Annotated in this window: 15 protein-coding genes; 12 read left to right on the forward strand and 3 right to left on the reverse strand. The window is 63.2% G+C overall.

The features are described from left to right. Positions 1-24: 24 nt before the first annotated feature. Positions 25-774, forward strand: coding sequence for a GntR family transcriptional regulator (locus ABH939_RS25650; RefSeq protein ID WP_007726130.1), 750 nt, complete (start codon positions 25-27; stop codon positions 772-774). A 54-nt stretch (positions 775-828) separates the two neighbouring features. Here the strand turns inward: ABH939_RS25650 and ABH939_RS25655 are convergent, their stop codons facing one another. Both ABH939_RS25655 and ABH939_RS25660 read right to left on the reverse strand, forming a co-directional pair. Beyond that, entirely contained in the window at positions 829-1287 is a 459-nt protein-coding gene (locus ABH939_RS25655; RefSeq protein ID WP_003941386.1) for a glucose PTS transporter subunit IIA, read from the reverse strand. Then, positions 1284-1514: a glucose PTS transporter subunit EIIB gene (locus tag ABH939_RS25660; protein ID WP_003941324.1), complete on the reverse strand. Its 231-nt coding sequence runs from the start codon at positions 1512-1514 to the stop codon at positions 1284-1286. Before ABH939_RS25660 ends, ABH939_RS25655 begins: the two co-directional genes overlap by 4 nt. A 327-nt stretch (positions 1515-1841) precedes the next feature. Here ABH939_RS25660 and ABH939_RS25665 point away from each other — a divergent pair, with 327 nt between their 5' ends. From ABH939_RS25665 to ABH939_RS25715, 11 genes are all read left to right on the forward strand, one after another. Next, the gene (locus ABH939_RS25665) at positions 1842-3185 is read left to right on the forward strand and encodes a PTS transporter subunit EIIC (protein WP_003941307.1); all 1344 of its coding nucleotides are present in this window, start codon (positions 1842-1844) and stop codon (positions 3183-3185) included. Positions 3186-3187: 2 nt separating this feature from the next. Continuing rightward, positions 3188-3457: an HPr family phosphocarrier protein gene (locus ABH939_RS25670; protein ID WP_218694700.1), complete on the forward strand. Its 270-nt coding sequence runs from the start codon at positions 3188-3190 to the stop codon at positions 3455-3457. Beyond that, positions 3457-5130: a phosphoenolpyruvate--protein phosphotransferase gene (ptsP, locus tag ABH939_RS25675; RefSeq protein ID WP_218694702.1), complete on the forward strand. Its 1674-nt coding sequence runs from the start codon at positions 3457-3459 to the stop codon at positions 5128-5130. Before ABH939_RS25670 ends, ptsP begins: the two co-directional genes overlap by 1 nt. Further along, entirely contained in the window at positions 5127-6368 is a 1242-nt protein-coding gene (locus ABH939_RS25680) for an N-acetylglucosamine-6-phosphate deacetylase (RefSeq protein ID WP_218694704.1), read from the forward strand. The genes ptsP and ABH939_RS25680 overlap by 4 nt, the downstream gene beginning before the upstream one ends. Then, the gene (gene nagB / locus ABH939_RS25685) at positions 6356-7135 is read left to right on the forward strand and encodes a glucosamine-6-phosphate deaminase (RefSeq protein ID WP_007726140.1); all 780 of its coding nucleotides are present in this window, start codon (positions 6356-6358) and stop codon (positions 7133-7135) included. Before ABH939_RS25680 ends, nagB begins: the two co-directional genes overlap by 13 nt. Position 7136: 1 nt before the next feature. Next, the gene (locus tag ABH939_RS25690) at positions 7137-7859 is read left to right on the forward strand and encodes a copper homeostasis protein CutC (protein ID WP_050655248.1); all 723 of its coding nucleotides are present in this window, start codon (positions 7137-7139) and stop codon (positions 7857-7859) included. A 129-nt stretch (positions 7860-7988) separates the two neighbouring features. Further along, positions 7989-9539: a CoA-acylating methylmalonate-semialdehyde dehydrogenase gene (locus ABH939_RS25695; protein WP_042445510.1), complete on the forward strand. Its 1551-nt coding sequence runs from the start codon at positions 7989-7991 to the stop codon at positions 9537-9539. 14 nt (positions 9540-9553) lie between these two features. Beyond that, positions 9554-10714: an isobutyryl-CoA dehydrogenase gene (locus ABH939_RS25700; RefSeq protein ID WP_054187331.1), complete on the forward strand. Its 1161-nt coding sequence runs from the start codon at positions 9554-9556 to the stop codon at positions 10712-10714. Continuing rightward, positions 10711-11769, forward strand: a complete 1059-nt coding sequence (locus tag ABH939_RS25705) for an enoyl-CoA hydratase/isomerase family protein (RefSeq protein WP_042923165.1) — start codon at positions 10711-10713, stop codon at positions 11767-11769. The genes ABH939_RS25700 and ABH939_RS25705 overlap by 4 nt, the downstream gene beginning before the upstream one ends. 23 nt (positions 11770-11792) lie before the next feature. Then, a complete protein-coding gene (mmsB, locus tag ABH939_RS25710; RefSeq protein WP_003941308.1) occupies positions 11793-12686 on the forward strand; it encodes a 3-hydroxyisobutyrate dehydrogenase in 894 nt (297 codons plus the stop codon). Next, a complete protein-coding gene (locus tag ABH939_RS25715; RefSeq protein WP_054781510.1) occupies positions 12686-13462 on the forward strand; it encodes an enoyl-CoA hydratase in 777 nt (258 codons plus the stop codon). The genes mmsB and ABH939_RS25715 overlap by 1 nt, the downstream gene beginning before the upstream one ends. Before the next feature lie 93 nt (positions 13463-13555). On the opposite strand, the gene ABH939_RS25720 is transcribed toward ABH939_RS25715, so the two are convergent. Then, positions 13556-14089, reverse strand: a complete 534-nt coding sequence (locus tag ABH939_RS25720) for a MarR family winged helix-turn-helix transcriptional regulator (protein ID WP_054825961.1) — start codon at positions 14087-14089, stop codon at positions 13556-13558. Positions 14090-14092 lie beyond the last annotated feature (3 nt).

Genomic DNA, 14092 nt, shown 5'->3' on the forward strand with positions numbered 1-14092 from the left:
TTTCTCGGAGGGACAGTCGCTGTGATGCCCGTTCATTTGCGCGACAGCGCAATACCCAAACACGAACAGTTGCGCACCATTCTCCTGCGCAAGTGCACCCAAGAACTCCAGCCTGGCGACTTGATGACCAGCGAGCGAAACCTGATGCAGGACTACGGCGTCAGTCGGATCACCGTTCGCGAGGCAATCGGGCAACTGGTCAATGACGGACACCTCGTTCGCGTGCGTGGCAAGGGAACCTTCGTTGCGCACCGTGCTGTCCAATCCAAGCTGCACCTTGCATCCTTCACCGAGGAAATGCGCGCCCAGGGGCATCACCCCACGACGGTGGTCCTGGTCAGCGAACAGGGGCCGGTCCCCGAAAATACTGCTGCCGCACTGAATATGCGACCGGGTTCCGACGGTTACCACGTCAAGCGCTTGCGCCTTGCCGACGGCGAGCCGGTGAGCGTGGACGACGGCTGGTTCAATCCCGAACTGTTGCCGGGTTTACTCGACATGGACTTGACGGGTTCGATCTATCGGGCAACCGCCGACAAGTACGACAAGCCGATCGATCGGGCAGAGCAGACAGTCAGTGCCGATGGTGCCAGTACGGAGATCGCGACTCTCCTGGGCACTCGTAAGGGCGCTCCGGTTCTGTACTTCGATCGAGTGTCGTTCAGCGAGATCGCACCGGTCGAGCACACTCGCAGTTGGTACCGATCCGACCGCTACCAGTTGCAGATGGAAGTCCAGGGCCAAGCGCGGCCCAAAACGCGCGGCGACCAATAGTCATCGTTCGAAGCGAAAGGGCGAGCACACCTTCCGGTGTGCTCGCCCTTTGCGTTACGCCGACCAGTCGAACAGAGTGTCGCCAGTGGCGACGTCCCCACCGACGGAAGGGGATTCGACGGTGTCCGGTTTGGAATCCATCACGACTACCGGGCAGATCGCCGAGTAACCGGTCGTGTCGATGTGCGCTGGATCGAAGCTGACGACGGGATCACCGGCATTGACGGTGTCACCCTCGGCGGCGATGAGGGTGAATCCGTCGCCTTCGAGCTTGACCGTGTCGATGCCGATATGGACCAGCACGCCGGTGGCTTTCTCGCCGAAGATCACGAACGCGTGGGGGTGAAGTTTCAGGATCTTTCCGCTGATCGGCGCCACGACCGTGAGTGGGCCCTGACCGCGAGCGGGTTCGATCGCGACGCCCGAGCCGACCATCTGCTGAGCGAACACCGGGTCCGGTACGTCAGCGAGTGCGACGACCCGACCGGGGAGCGGGGCGAGGACGACCGTCACAGGATGTCCTCGATGTCCTCGGCAAGGGTGTCGGCCTCGGGCCCGACGATGACCTGGACAACCGTTCCGGCTTTGAGCACGCCGTGTGCGCCGGCAGCCTTGAGAGCGGACTCGTTCACCTTCGCTCCGTCCTTGACCTCGGTACGCAGGCGGGTGATGCAAGCCTCGATCTCGACGATGTTCTCTGCGCCGCCGAGGCCCTTGATGATTGCTTCCGCTTTCGACATTTGCTGCTCCTGATTGTCGGGTTGGTCGTGATCGTTGAACGGTCGTACAGGTGGGCTGACTAGTTGCTGGTCAAGGCTATCCCGGTTACGTATGTCACATTTGGGTGTTGACAACTCGCCTCCACCAGGTAAAACTACAACTGGTTATGACCGGACAGTACCCGTTGGAAGTCCGGCTCCACAACAGTTTCGACAAAACGGTTTCGGCCTCACTTCCGAGCAAGAACCGTGACCTGCATTTTCACGAAACCTGCACGTGTACGACACCCGAATTTCCAGAACCAGCGGCCGATCGCGACGCGGCCCGGCGAACGAAGAAGGTCCTTGATGACTCTCGAAGACACCCCGAAGAAGGAATCGAAAGTGTTCGCCGGGGTTCAACGCCTCGGCCGAAGCTTGATGCTTCCGATCGCCGTTCTGCCGGCTGCGGGAATCTTGCTCCGCCTCGGCCAGGACGACCTGCTCGGGCGATTCAGTTCGATGCACAGTGCTGCTGCAGTGATCTCTGCGGCAGGACAAGCAGTCTTCACGTGGCTGCCGCTGATCTTCGCCGTCGGTATCGCGATCGGCTGGGCCAAGAAGGCCGACGGATCGACTGCCTTGGCAGCCGTCGTCGGCTACATGGTGATCGACGGCGTGTTCAAGGCGATGTCGCCGATCGTCCTCGAAGGGAAGACGGACCCGAACGGGGATCAATCCCTGATCAACTACGGTGTGCTCGCCGGTATCGTGATGGGCTTGCTGTCGGCGATCTTGTGGCAGCGGTTCTATCGAACGAAGCTTCCCGATTATCTCGGGTTCTTCAACGGGCGCAGGCTCGTTCCCATCCTGACAGCGATCACCGGTCTTGTGGTCGGTGTCCTGATGGCATTCGTGTACCCCTTGTTCAACTCCGGCCTCAACTGGGTCGGTGAAGCAGTTGCTTCCAATACTGTTGTGGGCGGCGGCATTTACGGCGCAGCGAACCGCCTCCTGATCCCCACGGGCCTGCACCACATCTTGAACTCCGCCGTATGGTTCCTGATCGGCGACTACCAGGACGCGAGCGGTCAGATCGTTCGCGGTGACCTCAACCGGTTCTTCGCCGGCGACCCCTCCGCCGGTACGTTCATGACCGGCTTCTTCCCGATCATGATGTTCGCCCTCCCCGCTGCAGCCTTCGCAATCTGGCGCAACGCCAAGCCTTCTCAGAAGAAGCTCGTCGGCGGCATCATGCTCTCCACCGGCCTGACCGCATTCCTCACCGGTATCACCGAGCCGCTCGAGTTCTCCTTCATGTTCGTCGCGTGGCCCCTGTACGTCATCCACTCGCTCCTGACCGGAACGTCGATGGCCTTGGTCAATGCGCTGGGGATTCACGACGGATTCACGTTCTCCGCAGGCTTCTTCGACTACGTGTTGAACTTCGGCAAGGCAACCAACGCATGGATGTTGATCCCGATCGGACTCGGCTACGCCGTGATCTACTACTTCCTTTTCAGCTTCGTCATCAAGAAGTGGAATCTGCGCACGCCAGGACGAGAAGAAGAGGTCGAGGTGGCTGCAGGTGAGCCCGACCCAGCGCTGCTCGAGGCCGAACTGGCACTGGCTGCCGAAGGTGACAGCCGCACCGACGCCCCGCTCGTCGCCGAACTGGAAAACAAGCTCGACAAGGAACTGGAAGGACGCTGAACATGGCGATCGCAACCACGACAATCGGATCCCGCGTCGGACTCCACGCACGACCCGCAGCGCTCTTCGCGCGCGCCGCAGCCGATCTACCGGTAGACGTCACCATCGCGCTCGGCGACGGCGAACCCGTCGATGCCTCCAGCATGTTGTCTGTCATGACTCTCGGTGCAGCATTCGGGGATTCGGTGACCTTGCGTGCTGACGGTGACGGCTCCGACGCTGCGGTCGGTTCGCTCGCAGAGCTTCTCGCATCCGAACTGGACGAAGCCTGATGACGGCGAGTGTGGACCACCGCATCGCGGGTATCGGAGTGAGCGCGGGTTCGGTCTGCGCGCCGTGGTTGCGATTCTCCACGCCTGAGCCGACCTCGGCGTCGGACCCGATCACAGGCAGTCCCGAGGCGGAGCTGATCAGGATCCGTGAGGCACTGGACGCCGTCGCGGAGGAACTGCTCTCGCGTGCAAAGACAGTCGAGGGCGTCTCCGCGGAGATCCTGACGACGTCGGCTGCGATGGCGCGCGACGCGGGCATCGTGAAGGCAGCCAAGGCGAACCTGGAATCGGGGCTGCCGACCGCACACGCCGTCGCAGTTGCCTTCGACGCCTTCTGTGAAAAGCTCACGGCGCTCGGCGGGTACATGGCCGAACGGGCAACCGATCTGCGCGATCTCGGGCAGCGAGCCGTGGCCGTTCTTCGAGGGGAGCCGATGCCCGGAATCCCCACTCCCGGTTACCCGTACATACTGGTGGCGCGCGACCTCGCTCCGGCGGATACAGCGACGCTGGGCACCAGTGACGTGGTCGGATTGTTGACTGCCGAAGGAGGTCCGACCAGCCATACGGCTATCTTGGCGAAGTCGCTCGGAATCCCGGCCGTGGTCAACTGTTCGGGAACCGATCTGCTGGCGGAGGGGAAACTTCTCATCCTCGACGGCACCACCGGGACGGTCACCATCGATCCCTCGGCAGAAATGCGCGAGCGCGCTGTCCTCGAAGCATCGTTCGTGGCAGAGCAGTCGGCTTCGGCACAGGGTCCAGGACGCACGCGTGACGGGTTCGCGGTGAGGTTGTCGGCCAACATCGGAACCCTCGAGGACGCCGCGCGGGCCGGAGCGGCGGATTGCGAGGGCGTCGGACTGTTTCGTACCGAATTCTCGTATCTCGGGCGTCACGACGCACCGTCGGTGGAGGAGCAAGCACAGACGTACGCGTCGGTGCTCGGGCACTTCGCCGGACAGAAGGTGGTGGTCCGCACTCTCGATTCGGGTTCGGACAAGCCGTTGCCGTTTCTCGATCTCGGGGTCGAGGAGAATCCGGCCCTTGGTATCCGCGGGCTCCGTGTCGGCACGGTTTATCCCGACACGCTCATCAGCCAGCTCGACGCCCTCGCGGCGGCAGGCAATGCGACGGGTGCCGATCTGTGGGTCATGGCGCCGATGGTAGCTACGGCCGACGAGGCGAAGGACTTTGCAGAACTTGCGCGTTCGCGGGGGATCGGCAAGGTCGGAGCGATGATCGAGGTTCCAGCTGCAGCGTTGCGGGCGAAGGATATCCTCGAGCACCTCGATTTTGTCAGTATCGGTACCAATGATCTGAGCCAGTACACCTGCGCCGTGGATCGTATGGCCGGAGGCCTGGCGCAACTGCTCGATCCGTGGCAGCCGGCGGTCCTCGATCTGATCGCGATGGTCGGTCAGGCGGGCGCCGATGCCGGAAAACCTGTTGGTGTGTGCGGAGAATCCGCGTCTGACCCGCTGTTGGCTCCGGTTCTGGTCGGTTTGGGCGTGACGAGTCTGTCGATGTCGGTCCCGGCATTGGGCGCAGTTCGCGCGCAACTGGCCTCTCTCGATCTGGCGGTGTGCAAGGACATGGCCGCGGCGGCGCGGGGCGCGCGAAACCCGATCGAGGGTAGAGCGGCCGTCGCGCGGATTCGCGAGTCGGCATGAGTACATCAGGCTCGGCTACTGTCGGCGATCCGATCGTATTGCGGGGAACTGTGATCGGATCTCCGGCCGGGAAGATTCACGACGGAGTCGTCGTCGTGGACGGCGAAAAGATCAGTTGGGTCGGCTCGGCTGCGGACTATGTGGCGTCCACACCCGTCGTCGTCATTCCGGAACGCACCGACGCGGTGATCATGCCCGGCTTGATCGATGTCCACAGCCACGGCGCCGCGGGTGCTGGTTTCCCGAACACCGACGCCGATGGAGCGAGCCGCGCGGCGGCGCACCATTGCGAGCACGGCACGACCGGAATGCTGGCCAGCCTGGTCTCCGCACCGCGCGCAGATCTGGTGCGACAAGCAACGATGCTCGCCGATCTGGTCGAACGCGGAGAACTTCTGGGTATCCACCTCGAGGGGCCGTTCATCAACGGCGTCCGCTGCGGTGCCCAGGATCCGGCGGCGATCATTCCCGGTGATCCGGATCTGCTCGAAGCCGTGTGTGACGCCGCGCGTGGGACCGTGCGGTCCATGACCTTGGCGCCCGAGACCGAGAATTTCGAAGAGTTGCTCGCGATCATGCGTCATCGCAACATCGTGCCGAGTTTCGGTCACACCGATGCCGACGCGGCAACGACGTCGGCGCGGATCGATGCTGCGGTGCACGGGGATTGGGCCGGACAGATCAGCGCGACCCACCTCTTCAACGGGATGCCGCCCCTGCACCATCGATCTCCGGGTCCCGTCGCGGCGTGCCTGGCGGCTGCCGCGAGAGGCGAGATGGTGGTGGAACTGATCGCAGACGGTGTGCATCTTGCACCCGAGACCGTGTCGATGGTCTTCGATGCTGTCGGACCGGACCAGATCGCCTTGGTCAGCGATTCGATGGCCGCTGCGGGAATGGACGACGGCGACTACCAACTCGGTGCGCTCGACGTCACGGTTGCCGACGGTGTAGCAAGACTCGCGACCACCGACGGCAGTTCCGGTGCCATCGCCGGAGGGACTGCAAGATTGCTCGACGTGCTTCGCAGCACTGTCTTCGACGGCGGCGTCGCGCTGGAAGATGCTGTCGCAGCGGCAACTCGGAGCCCAGCGCGTCTGCTGGGACTTGGCGACCTGATCGGATCGCTGGTCGTGGGCTGCCGAGCCGACATCGTGGTCACCGATCGTCAATTGCGCCTGGGGCGTGTACTACTCGGCGGAAGAGTCGCCGGAAAGGAAAAATCATGGAAATCGTGATTCAGCCGACACCCGCGGAGGTCGACTCGACCGTCGCGGACATCGTCGAAGGCTACGTCAGAGCCGGGGCGACGACGCTCGGTCTCGCAACGGGGTCGTCGCCGATCGGAACCTATCGTGAACTGGCAGCGAGGCATCGCGACGCCGAACTCGACTTCTCGCTGGCTCGGGCATTCCTGCTCGACGAGTACCTGGGATTGCCGAAACGCCATCCGCAGTCGTACTACTCGGTGATTCGGTCGGAGTTCGTCGATCACGTCAACCTGGATCCCGCGATGGTGTCCAGTCCCAACGGTGAAGCGCCGTGCCCGGAGCAGGAGATCGCCCGGTACGACCAGAGCATCGCGGCGGCCGGGGGAGTGGACGTGCAGTTGCTCGGCATCGGTACCGACGGCCACATCGGCTTCAACGAGCCCGGATCGTCGTTGACCTCGAGAACCCGCGTGAAGACGCTGACCGAGCAGACCCGGATCGACAACGCACGCTTCTTCGACGGTGTGGACGACGTCCCACATCACGTGCTCACCCAGGGGCTCGGAACCATCAGCGATGCAAGGCATCTGGTAATGATCGCGACCGGAGAAGGCAAGGCTGACGCGATCGCCGCTGCCGTCGAAGGTCCGTTGTCTGCTTTCTGCCCGGCTTCGGTGATGCAATTGCATCGCCATGTCACCGTCGTCATCGACGAAGCTGCGGCCAGTTCACTCAAACTTGCCGACTACTACCGGTATGCGCTCGAACACAAGCCGTCGTGGCAGTCCTTCTGACATGACGGTTCTGGAGCTGGCTGTGCAGGACGTGCGGGGGGCGAGGATCGCGCGTTCGGTGGGAGCGACTCGAGTCGAGTTGTGTGCGGCACTCGGCCCGACGGGGGGATTGACGCCCAGCATCGGAGTGATCGAGGCTGTGTCGGAAGTGGGGATCGCGGTTCACCCGCTGATCCGTCCGCGCGCCGGAGGTTTTGTGTTCTCACCCGACGAAGTGTGGGTGATGGAGCACGACGTACATGCTGCTGTGGCCGGTGGAGCTTCCGGCATCGTGATCGGCGCGCTGACAGAAGACAATTCGATCGACACCGTCGTGCTGCGCCGCATCATCGGATGCGTGGACCGGGCGAGAGTCGAGGTGACAGTACATCGTGCGATGGACGTGGTGACCGACCGTCTGACCGCGCTGGACGAACTGATCGACCTGGGCGTGACCCGCGTGCTGACGTCCGGGGGTGCGGACACTTGCAATGAGGGACTCGACGAGATCGGTCGAATGGTCGAACATGCCGCGGGCCGGATCCAGATCATGGCCGGTGGCGGAATAACCGTCGACGACATCCCGGCAATCGCTGCCGTCGGCGTCGATGCGGTGCATCTCTCGGCGCGCAAGGTTGTCGCAGTTTCCGGCGGACCTGGTGGGGGATCGGACGGATACGACGTCACCGATGCAGTAGTCGCGCAGGAAGCGGCGGCCGCGCTCCGCGCTGTGCGCCTTTATTAACCCCCCGCGGTTAATAAAGGCGCACAGCCCTTGGGCTCTAGACATACATGGACATCCAACTATAGGATGGTAGACATATTCACTGCTGCCTCCTGGGCGGTCCATACGAGCAAGGAACGGGTTAGCACAATGGTTGAAAATGCGACGGTTCACGAGTTGACGCACTTCGTCGGTGGCAAGCGTGTTCCCGGGACATCTGATCGATTTGCGGACGTGTTCGATCCCAACACCGGCAAGGTGCAGGCCCGCGTTCCCCTCGCGAGCAAGGCCGAGACCGAAGCCATCATCGCCAATGCCGAAGAGGCGCAGCAGGTGTGGGCAGCGTTCAACCCGCAGAAGCGTGCCCGCGTGCTGATGAAGTTCCTGCAGCTCGCTCAGGCCGAGATGGATTCTCTGGCCCGCCTCCTCTCGTCCGAGCACGGCAAGACCGTCGCCGACGCCAAGGGTGACATCCAGCGCGGCCTCGAGGTCATCGAGTTCGCCGTCGGCGCTCCGCACCTGCTCAAGGGTGAATTCACCGAGAGTGCCGGCACCGGCATCGACGTGTACTCCATGCGTCAGCCGCTCGGCGTCGTTGCCGGCATCACGCCCTTCAACTTCCCCGCGATGATCCCGCTGTGGAAGGCCGGCCCCGCCCTCGCCGCCGGTAACGCCTTCATCCTCAAGCCCTCCGAGCGTGACCCCTCCGTGCCGCTGCGCCTGGCCGAGCTTTTCCTCGAAGCAGGACTGCCCGCGGGTGTGTTCAACGTCGTCAACGGTGACAAGGAAGTTGTCGACGTTCTGCTCACCGACGATCGCATCAAGGCCGTCGGCTTCGTCGGCTCCACGCCGATCGCTCAGTACATCTACGAGACGGCCGCAGCTCACGGCAAGCGCGCACAGTGCTTCGGTGGCGCCAAGAACCACGCGATCGTCATGCCGGACGCGGACCTCGACGAGGTTGCCGACGCCCTGATCGGTGCGGGCTACGGCAGCGCCGGCGAGCGTTGCATGGCCATCTCGGTTGCCGTTCCCGTCGGCGAGGAGACCGCGGACGCTCTTGTCGCGAAGCTGAAGGAGCGCGTCGCGAAGCTCAAGATCGGTCGCAGTGACGACGAAGGCGTCGATTTCGGACCGCTCGTTTGCCAGGATGCCCTCGACCGCGTCAACAACTACGTGCAGATCGGCATCGACGAGGGCGCAACGGCAGTCGTCGACGGCCGCGGCTTCACCCTCGAAGGCCACGAAGGTGGATTCTTCGCCGGCGCAACCCTGTTCGACAACGTCACCTCGGACATGCGCATCTACAAGGAAGAGATCTTCGGACCCGTCCTTCAGGTGGTCCGCGCTGCCGATTACGAAGAGGCACTGCGTCTTCCGACCGAACACGAGTACGGCAACGGCGTCTCCATCTTCACCCGCGACGGCGACACCGCACGTGACTTCACCGCTCGCGTCAACGTCGGCATGGTCGGCGTGAACGTGCCGATCCCGGTCCCGATCGCGTACCACACCTTCGGTGGCTGGAAGCGCTCCGGATTCGGTGACCTGAACCAGCACGGTCCCGACTCCTTCCGCTTTTACACCAAGACCAAGACCGTGACGCAGCGCTGGCCTTCCGGCAAGAAGGAAGCAGGTCAGGAGGGTCGCTCCGTAGACTCCGCTCCTGACAACCACTTCGTCATCCCCACGATGAACTGATCGGAACACTTTCCATGTTTACTCTGACCGATGACGAGCGGGCGATTCGTGACACTGCCCGCGACTTCGCGGCCGAGCATCTGGCGCCCAACGCAGTGGAGTGGGATCAGACCAAGCATTTCCCGGTGGACGTCCTCCGTAAGGCGGCGTCCCTGGGGATGGGCGGTATCTACATTCGTGAAGACGTGGGTGGCAGTGAACTGAGTCGCGTCGACGCTGCCCGGATCTTCGAAGAGCTGGCCAAGGGCGATCCGTCGATCGCAGCGTACATCTCCATCCACAACATGGTCACGTGGATGATCGACCAGTTCGGCAACGACGAACAGCGCCACAAATGGATCCCCGGACTCTGCTCGATGGATCAACTGGGCAGCTACTGCCTCACCGAACCCGGCGCTGGCTCCGATGCTGCGGGCCTGAGCACCAAGGCCGTCCGCGACGGTGACGACTACATCCTCAACGGCGTCAAGCAGTTCATCTCCGGCGCAGGCACTTCCGACGTGTACGTCGTGATGGCGCGCACCGGATCTGCCGGCGCCAAGGGGATCTCGGCGTTCATCGTGCCCAAGGATTCGCCCGGACTGTCCTTCGGTGCCAACGAGGTCAAGATGGGCTGGAACGCGCAGCCCACCCGTCAGGTGATCTTCGAAGACGTGCGAGTTCCTGCCGCCAACATGCTCGGTGAAGAGGGCAGCGGATTCCGCATCGCCATGAAGGGTCTCAACGGCGGCCGGCTGAACATCGCCGCCTGTTCGGTTGGTGGGGCCCAGGCAGCGCTGGAGAAGGCAGTCGCATATCTGGTGGACCGCAAAGCTTTCGGTTCGGCACTGATCGAGTCGCAGGCCCTGCAGTTCCAGCTCGCCGACATGCGTACCGAACTCGAAGCGGCCAGGACGTTGCTGTGGCGCGCCGCTGCCGCACTCGAAGACGGAGCGTCCGACGTCGTGGAGTTGTGTGCGATGGCCAAGCGCTTTGCCACCGACACCGGATTCGACGTAGCCAACAAGGCCCTCCAGCTTCACGGCGGGTACGGCTATCTTGCTGAGTACGGGATCGAGAAGATCGTCCGCGATCTTCGGGTTCATCAGATCCTCGAAGGCAGCAACGAGATCATGAGGGTGGTCATCGCCCGCAGCGTGGTCGCATCAGGTCAGGGAAAGCAGGGAGCAGCATGAGCGACGAGCTCGAGGTATTGATCGAAAAGCGTGACGGACTGGGGCTCATCACTCTCAACCGTCCCAAGGCGATCAATGCCCTCAACCACTCGATGGTCAAGGCGATGGCCAAGGCCCTCGAGGAATGGAAGTCCGACGACGACGTCAAGGCAGTCGTACTCACGGGCGCCGGCGAGCGTGGTCTGTGCGCCGGCGGCGACATCGTCTCGATCTACCATGACGCCAAGGACGGCAAGACCGGTTCGCTCGACTTCTGGCGTGAGGAGTACATCCTCAACTCCGAGATCGCGAACTACCCGAAGCCGTACGTCGCGATCATGGACGGGATCGTCATGGGCGGTGGCGTCGGAGTGTCCGCACACGGCGACATTCGCATCGTGACCGAGCGCTCGATGATCGGAATGCCCGAGACCGGAATCGGTTTCATTCCAGACGTGGGCGGAACTTACCTGCTCTCGCGTGCTCCCGGTGAACTCGGGACGCACATCGCGCTCACCACGGCACGACTGAGCGCCGGCGATGCCATCGCAGCAGGTTTCGCTGACCACTTCATCCCGTCGGAGAACATCGAGACGTTCATCGCCGCACTCGCGTCGTCTTCGGTTGCCGACGCCGTGGCGCAGTACGCGGAGCCGGCTCCGGTGTCGGAACTGTTGGCCCAGCAGAGCTGGATCGACGCCGCGTACTCCGCCGACGACGTATCCACCATCGTCGAGCGTCTTCGCGCAAGTGGAATCCCCGAAGCTGAGAAGGCAGCGGAGCAGATTCTCGGCAAGTCCCCGATTGCACTGTCGGTGACCCTGCGATCTCTGCGGCATGCCAAGGAAGCAGCAAGCTTGGAAGAAGTCCTCAACGAGGAGTTCCGGGTCTCGACCGCTGCGCTCGCCTCACACGATCTGGTCGAGGGCATTCGCGCCCAGGTCGTGGAGAAGGACCGAAACCCGAAGTGGTTGCCGGCAACTCTCGACGACGTCACGGCAGAATCCGTCGACGCCTACTTCGCCCCGCTGGGCGACAACGAGCTCGGACTCGCCCCTCAACCGCAAGGCAACTGATCACCGCCGAAGGAGCATCACTAATGAGCACCATTGGATTTATCGGACTCGGTCACATGGGTGGCCCGATGGCGGCCAATCTCGTCAAGGCCGGACACAAGGTCGTCGGTTTCGACCTGGCACCTGCGGCGCTGGAGCAGGCAGTCAAAGACGGTGCATCGGTGGCGGATTCGGCGGTCGACGCCGTTCGCGGTGCCGACGTCGTGATCACGATGCTGCCGAGCGGTAAGCACGTTCTGGGTCTGTACGAAGAGCTGCTGCCGGTGGCAACACCGGGCACGCTGTTCATCGACTGTTCCACCATCGACGTCGCCGACGCCCGCGAGGCACACGACAAGGCCGAAGCGGCCGGTCACCGCAGCGTCGACGCACCGGTCTCCGGTGGAGTCGTCGGGGCTACCGCAGGCACGCTGGCATTCATGGTCGGCGGTTCCGAGGCTGACTTCCAAGCCGCGTCACCGTTGCTGGACGTGATGGGCCGCAAGGTCGTTCACTGCGGCGACGCCGGTGTCGGCCAGGCAGCCAAGATCTGCAACAACATGATCCTCGGCATTTCGATGATCGCGATCAGCGAGGCGTTCGTGTTGGGCGAAAAGCTCGGCCTGAGCAACCAAGCGCTCTTCGACGTGGCGTCCAACGCCTCGGGGCAGTGCTGGGCACTGACCACCAACTGCCCGGTACCGGGACCGGTGCCCACCAGCCCGGCCAACAACGACTACCAGCCTGGCTTTGCTGTTGCACTGATGGACAAGGACCTGGGTCTGGCAGCAAATGCGCTGCGCAACAACGGCGTCGATGCGGAGATCGGACTCAAGGCCGCCGAGCTCTACAGTCGCTTCCATGCCGCAGGCGGTGGCGGTCAGGACTTCTCTGCCATCATCAACGACATCCGTGACCGTTCGACCGAAGGACAGTAGTGACCGACTTCAACACCATCATCCTCGAGCGTAAGGGTCGCGTCGGCGTCATCACGCTCAACCGCCCGAAGGCTCTCAACGCGCTGAACTCCGAGCTGATGAACGAGGTCGTCGCCGCGGTTGCCGACCTCGAAGCGGACAGCGGCATCGGAGCCATCCTGATCACCGGTTCCGAGCGCGCCTTCGCCGCCGGTGCCGACATCAAGGAAATGCAGTCCAAGACGTACATGGACGCATACGTCGAGGATTTCTTCACCCCGTGGGATCGCGTCGCAGCAGCTCGTAAGCCGCTGATCGCCGCCGTCTCCGGATACGCGCTCGGTGGTGGCTGCGAACTGGCGATGCTCTGCGATTTCATCATCGCTTCGGATACCGCGAAGTTCGGCCAGCCCGAGATCAAGCTCGGTGTCATTCCGGGTATCGGTGGCTCGCAGCGCCTTACGCGCGCCGTGGGCAAGGCCAAGGCCATGGAGCTGTGCCTCACCGGCCGCAACATGGACGCAGAAGAAGCCGAACGTGCAGGCCTGGTTGCCCGGATCGTTCCGGCCGCCGATCTGCTCGACGATGCCCTGAAGACCGCAACCACCATCGCCGAGATGTCGCTGCCGATTGCGATGATGGCCAAGGAAGCAGTCAACCGCTCCTTCGAGACCACCCTCGCCGAGGGCGTCCGCTTCGAGCGTCGGGTGTTCCACTCGACCTTCGCGACGGAGGATCAGAAGGAAGGCATGACCGCGTTCGTGGAGAAGCGGTCGGCAGAATTCAAGCATCGCTGAATTTCAACAGCGCCGAATTTCAACAGCGCTGAAACTGCCCTCACACTCGTCGAGAGTGTGAGGGCAGTTTCTTTGTGTGTACGGGTGGTCGGTTCACCACTTGGTCGGTGCGCCACCGGTGTCGAAGTCACCCGCAGTCTTGCGAAGTTCAGTGAGGATCGTCACCAATTGCTCGAGCTTGTCCTGCTGGAGTCCGGGGTGAGCGAACACCTTGCTGTTGAGCATTTCGGTGGCTTCGAGGGCCAGCGCGCGACCCGCGTCAGAGATCTCGATGAGCGTCGCACGGCGATCGCTGGGATGCGGGACCCGCCTGACCAACTCCGCTTTCTCCAAACGGTCGACGGCATTGGTGACGCTGGTGGGGTGGACCTGGAGTCGGGCGCTCGCCTTGGCCATCGGGAGTGCGCCCGACCTGGTGAAGGTGAGAAGCGTCAGCAGTTCGTAGCGAGCGAAGGTCAACCCGAGCGGCTTGAGTACCTCTTCGACCCGCGCCATCATGATCTGCTGCGCACGCATCACCGACGTGACCGCAGCCATACCGTCGGCGACGTCGCTCCACCCGTGCTCCGTCCACTGACGATGCGCCTCTTCGATGGGGTCGAGGGGGAGCGGCGCGGGGGGAGACATAGG

This window comes from Rhodococcus sp. 27YEA6, assembly GCF_044908235.1.
GTDB lineage: Bacteria > Actinomycetota > Actinomycetes > Mycobacteriales > Mycobacteriaceae > Rhodococcus_F > Rhodococcus_F qingshengii.

What these genes read in the sequence shown, in the direction of transcription:
- ABH939_RS25650 (WP_007726130.1), top strand. Translation starts at nt 25, where the DNA reads ATGCCCGTTCATTTGCGCGACAGCGCAATACCCAAACACGAACAGTTG.
- ABH939_RS25660 (WP_003941324.1), bottom strand. Translation starts at nt 1,514, where the DNA reads ATGTCGAAAGCGGAAGCAATCATCAAGGGCCTCGGCGGCGCAGAGAAC.
- ABH939_RS25665 (WP_003941307.1), top strand. Translation starts at nt 1,842, where the DNA reads ATGACTCTCGAAGACACCCCGAAGAAGGAATCGAAAGTGTTCGCCGGG.
- ABH939_RS25670 (WP_218694700.1), top strand. Translation starts at nt 3,188, where the DNA reads ATGGCGATCGCAACCACGACAATCGGATCCCGCGTCGGACTCCACGCA.
- ptsP (WP_218694702.1), top strand. Translation starts at nt 3,457, where the DNA reads ATGACGGCGAGTGTGGACCACCGCATCGCGGGTATCGGAGTGAGCGCG.
- ABH939_RS25680 (WP_218694704.1), top strand. Translation starts at nt 5,127, where the DNA reads ATGAGTACATCAGGCTCGGCTACTGTCGGCGATCCGATCGTATTGCGG.
- nagB (WP_007726140.1), top strand. Translation starts at nt 6,356, where the DNA reads ATGGAAATCGTGATTCAGCCGACACCCGCGGAGGTCGACTCGACCGTC.
- ABH939_RS25690 (WP_050655248.1), top strand. Translation starts at nt 7,137, where the DNA reads ATGACGGTTCTGGAGCTGGCTGTGCAGGACGTGCGGGGGGCGAGGATC.
- ABH939_RS25695 (WP_042445510.1), top strand. Translation starts at nt 7,989, where the DNA reads ATGGTTGAAAATGCGACGGTTCACGAGTTGACGCACTTCGTCGGTGGC.
- ABH939_RS25700 (WP_054187331.1), top strand. Translation starts at nt 9,554, where the DNA reads ATGTTTACTCTGACCGATGACGAGCGGGCGATTCGTGACACTGCCCGC.
- ABH939_RS25705 (WP_042923165.1), top strand. Translation starts at nt 10,711, where the DNA reads ATGAGCGACGAGCTCGAGGTATTGATCGAAAAGCGTGACGGACTGGGG.
- mmsB (WP_003941308.1), top strand. Translation starts at nt 11,793, where the DNA reads ATGAGCACCATTGGATTTATCGGACTCGGTCACATGGGTGGCCCGATG.
- ABH939_RS25720 (WP_054825961.1), bottom strand. Translation starts at nt 14,089, where the DNA reads ATGTCTCCCCCCGCGCCGCTCCCCCTCGACCCCATCGAAGAGGCGCAT.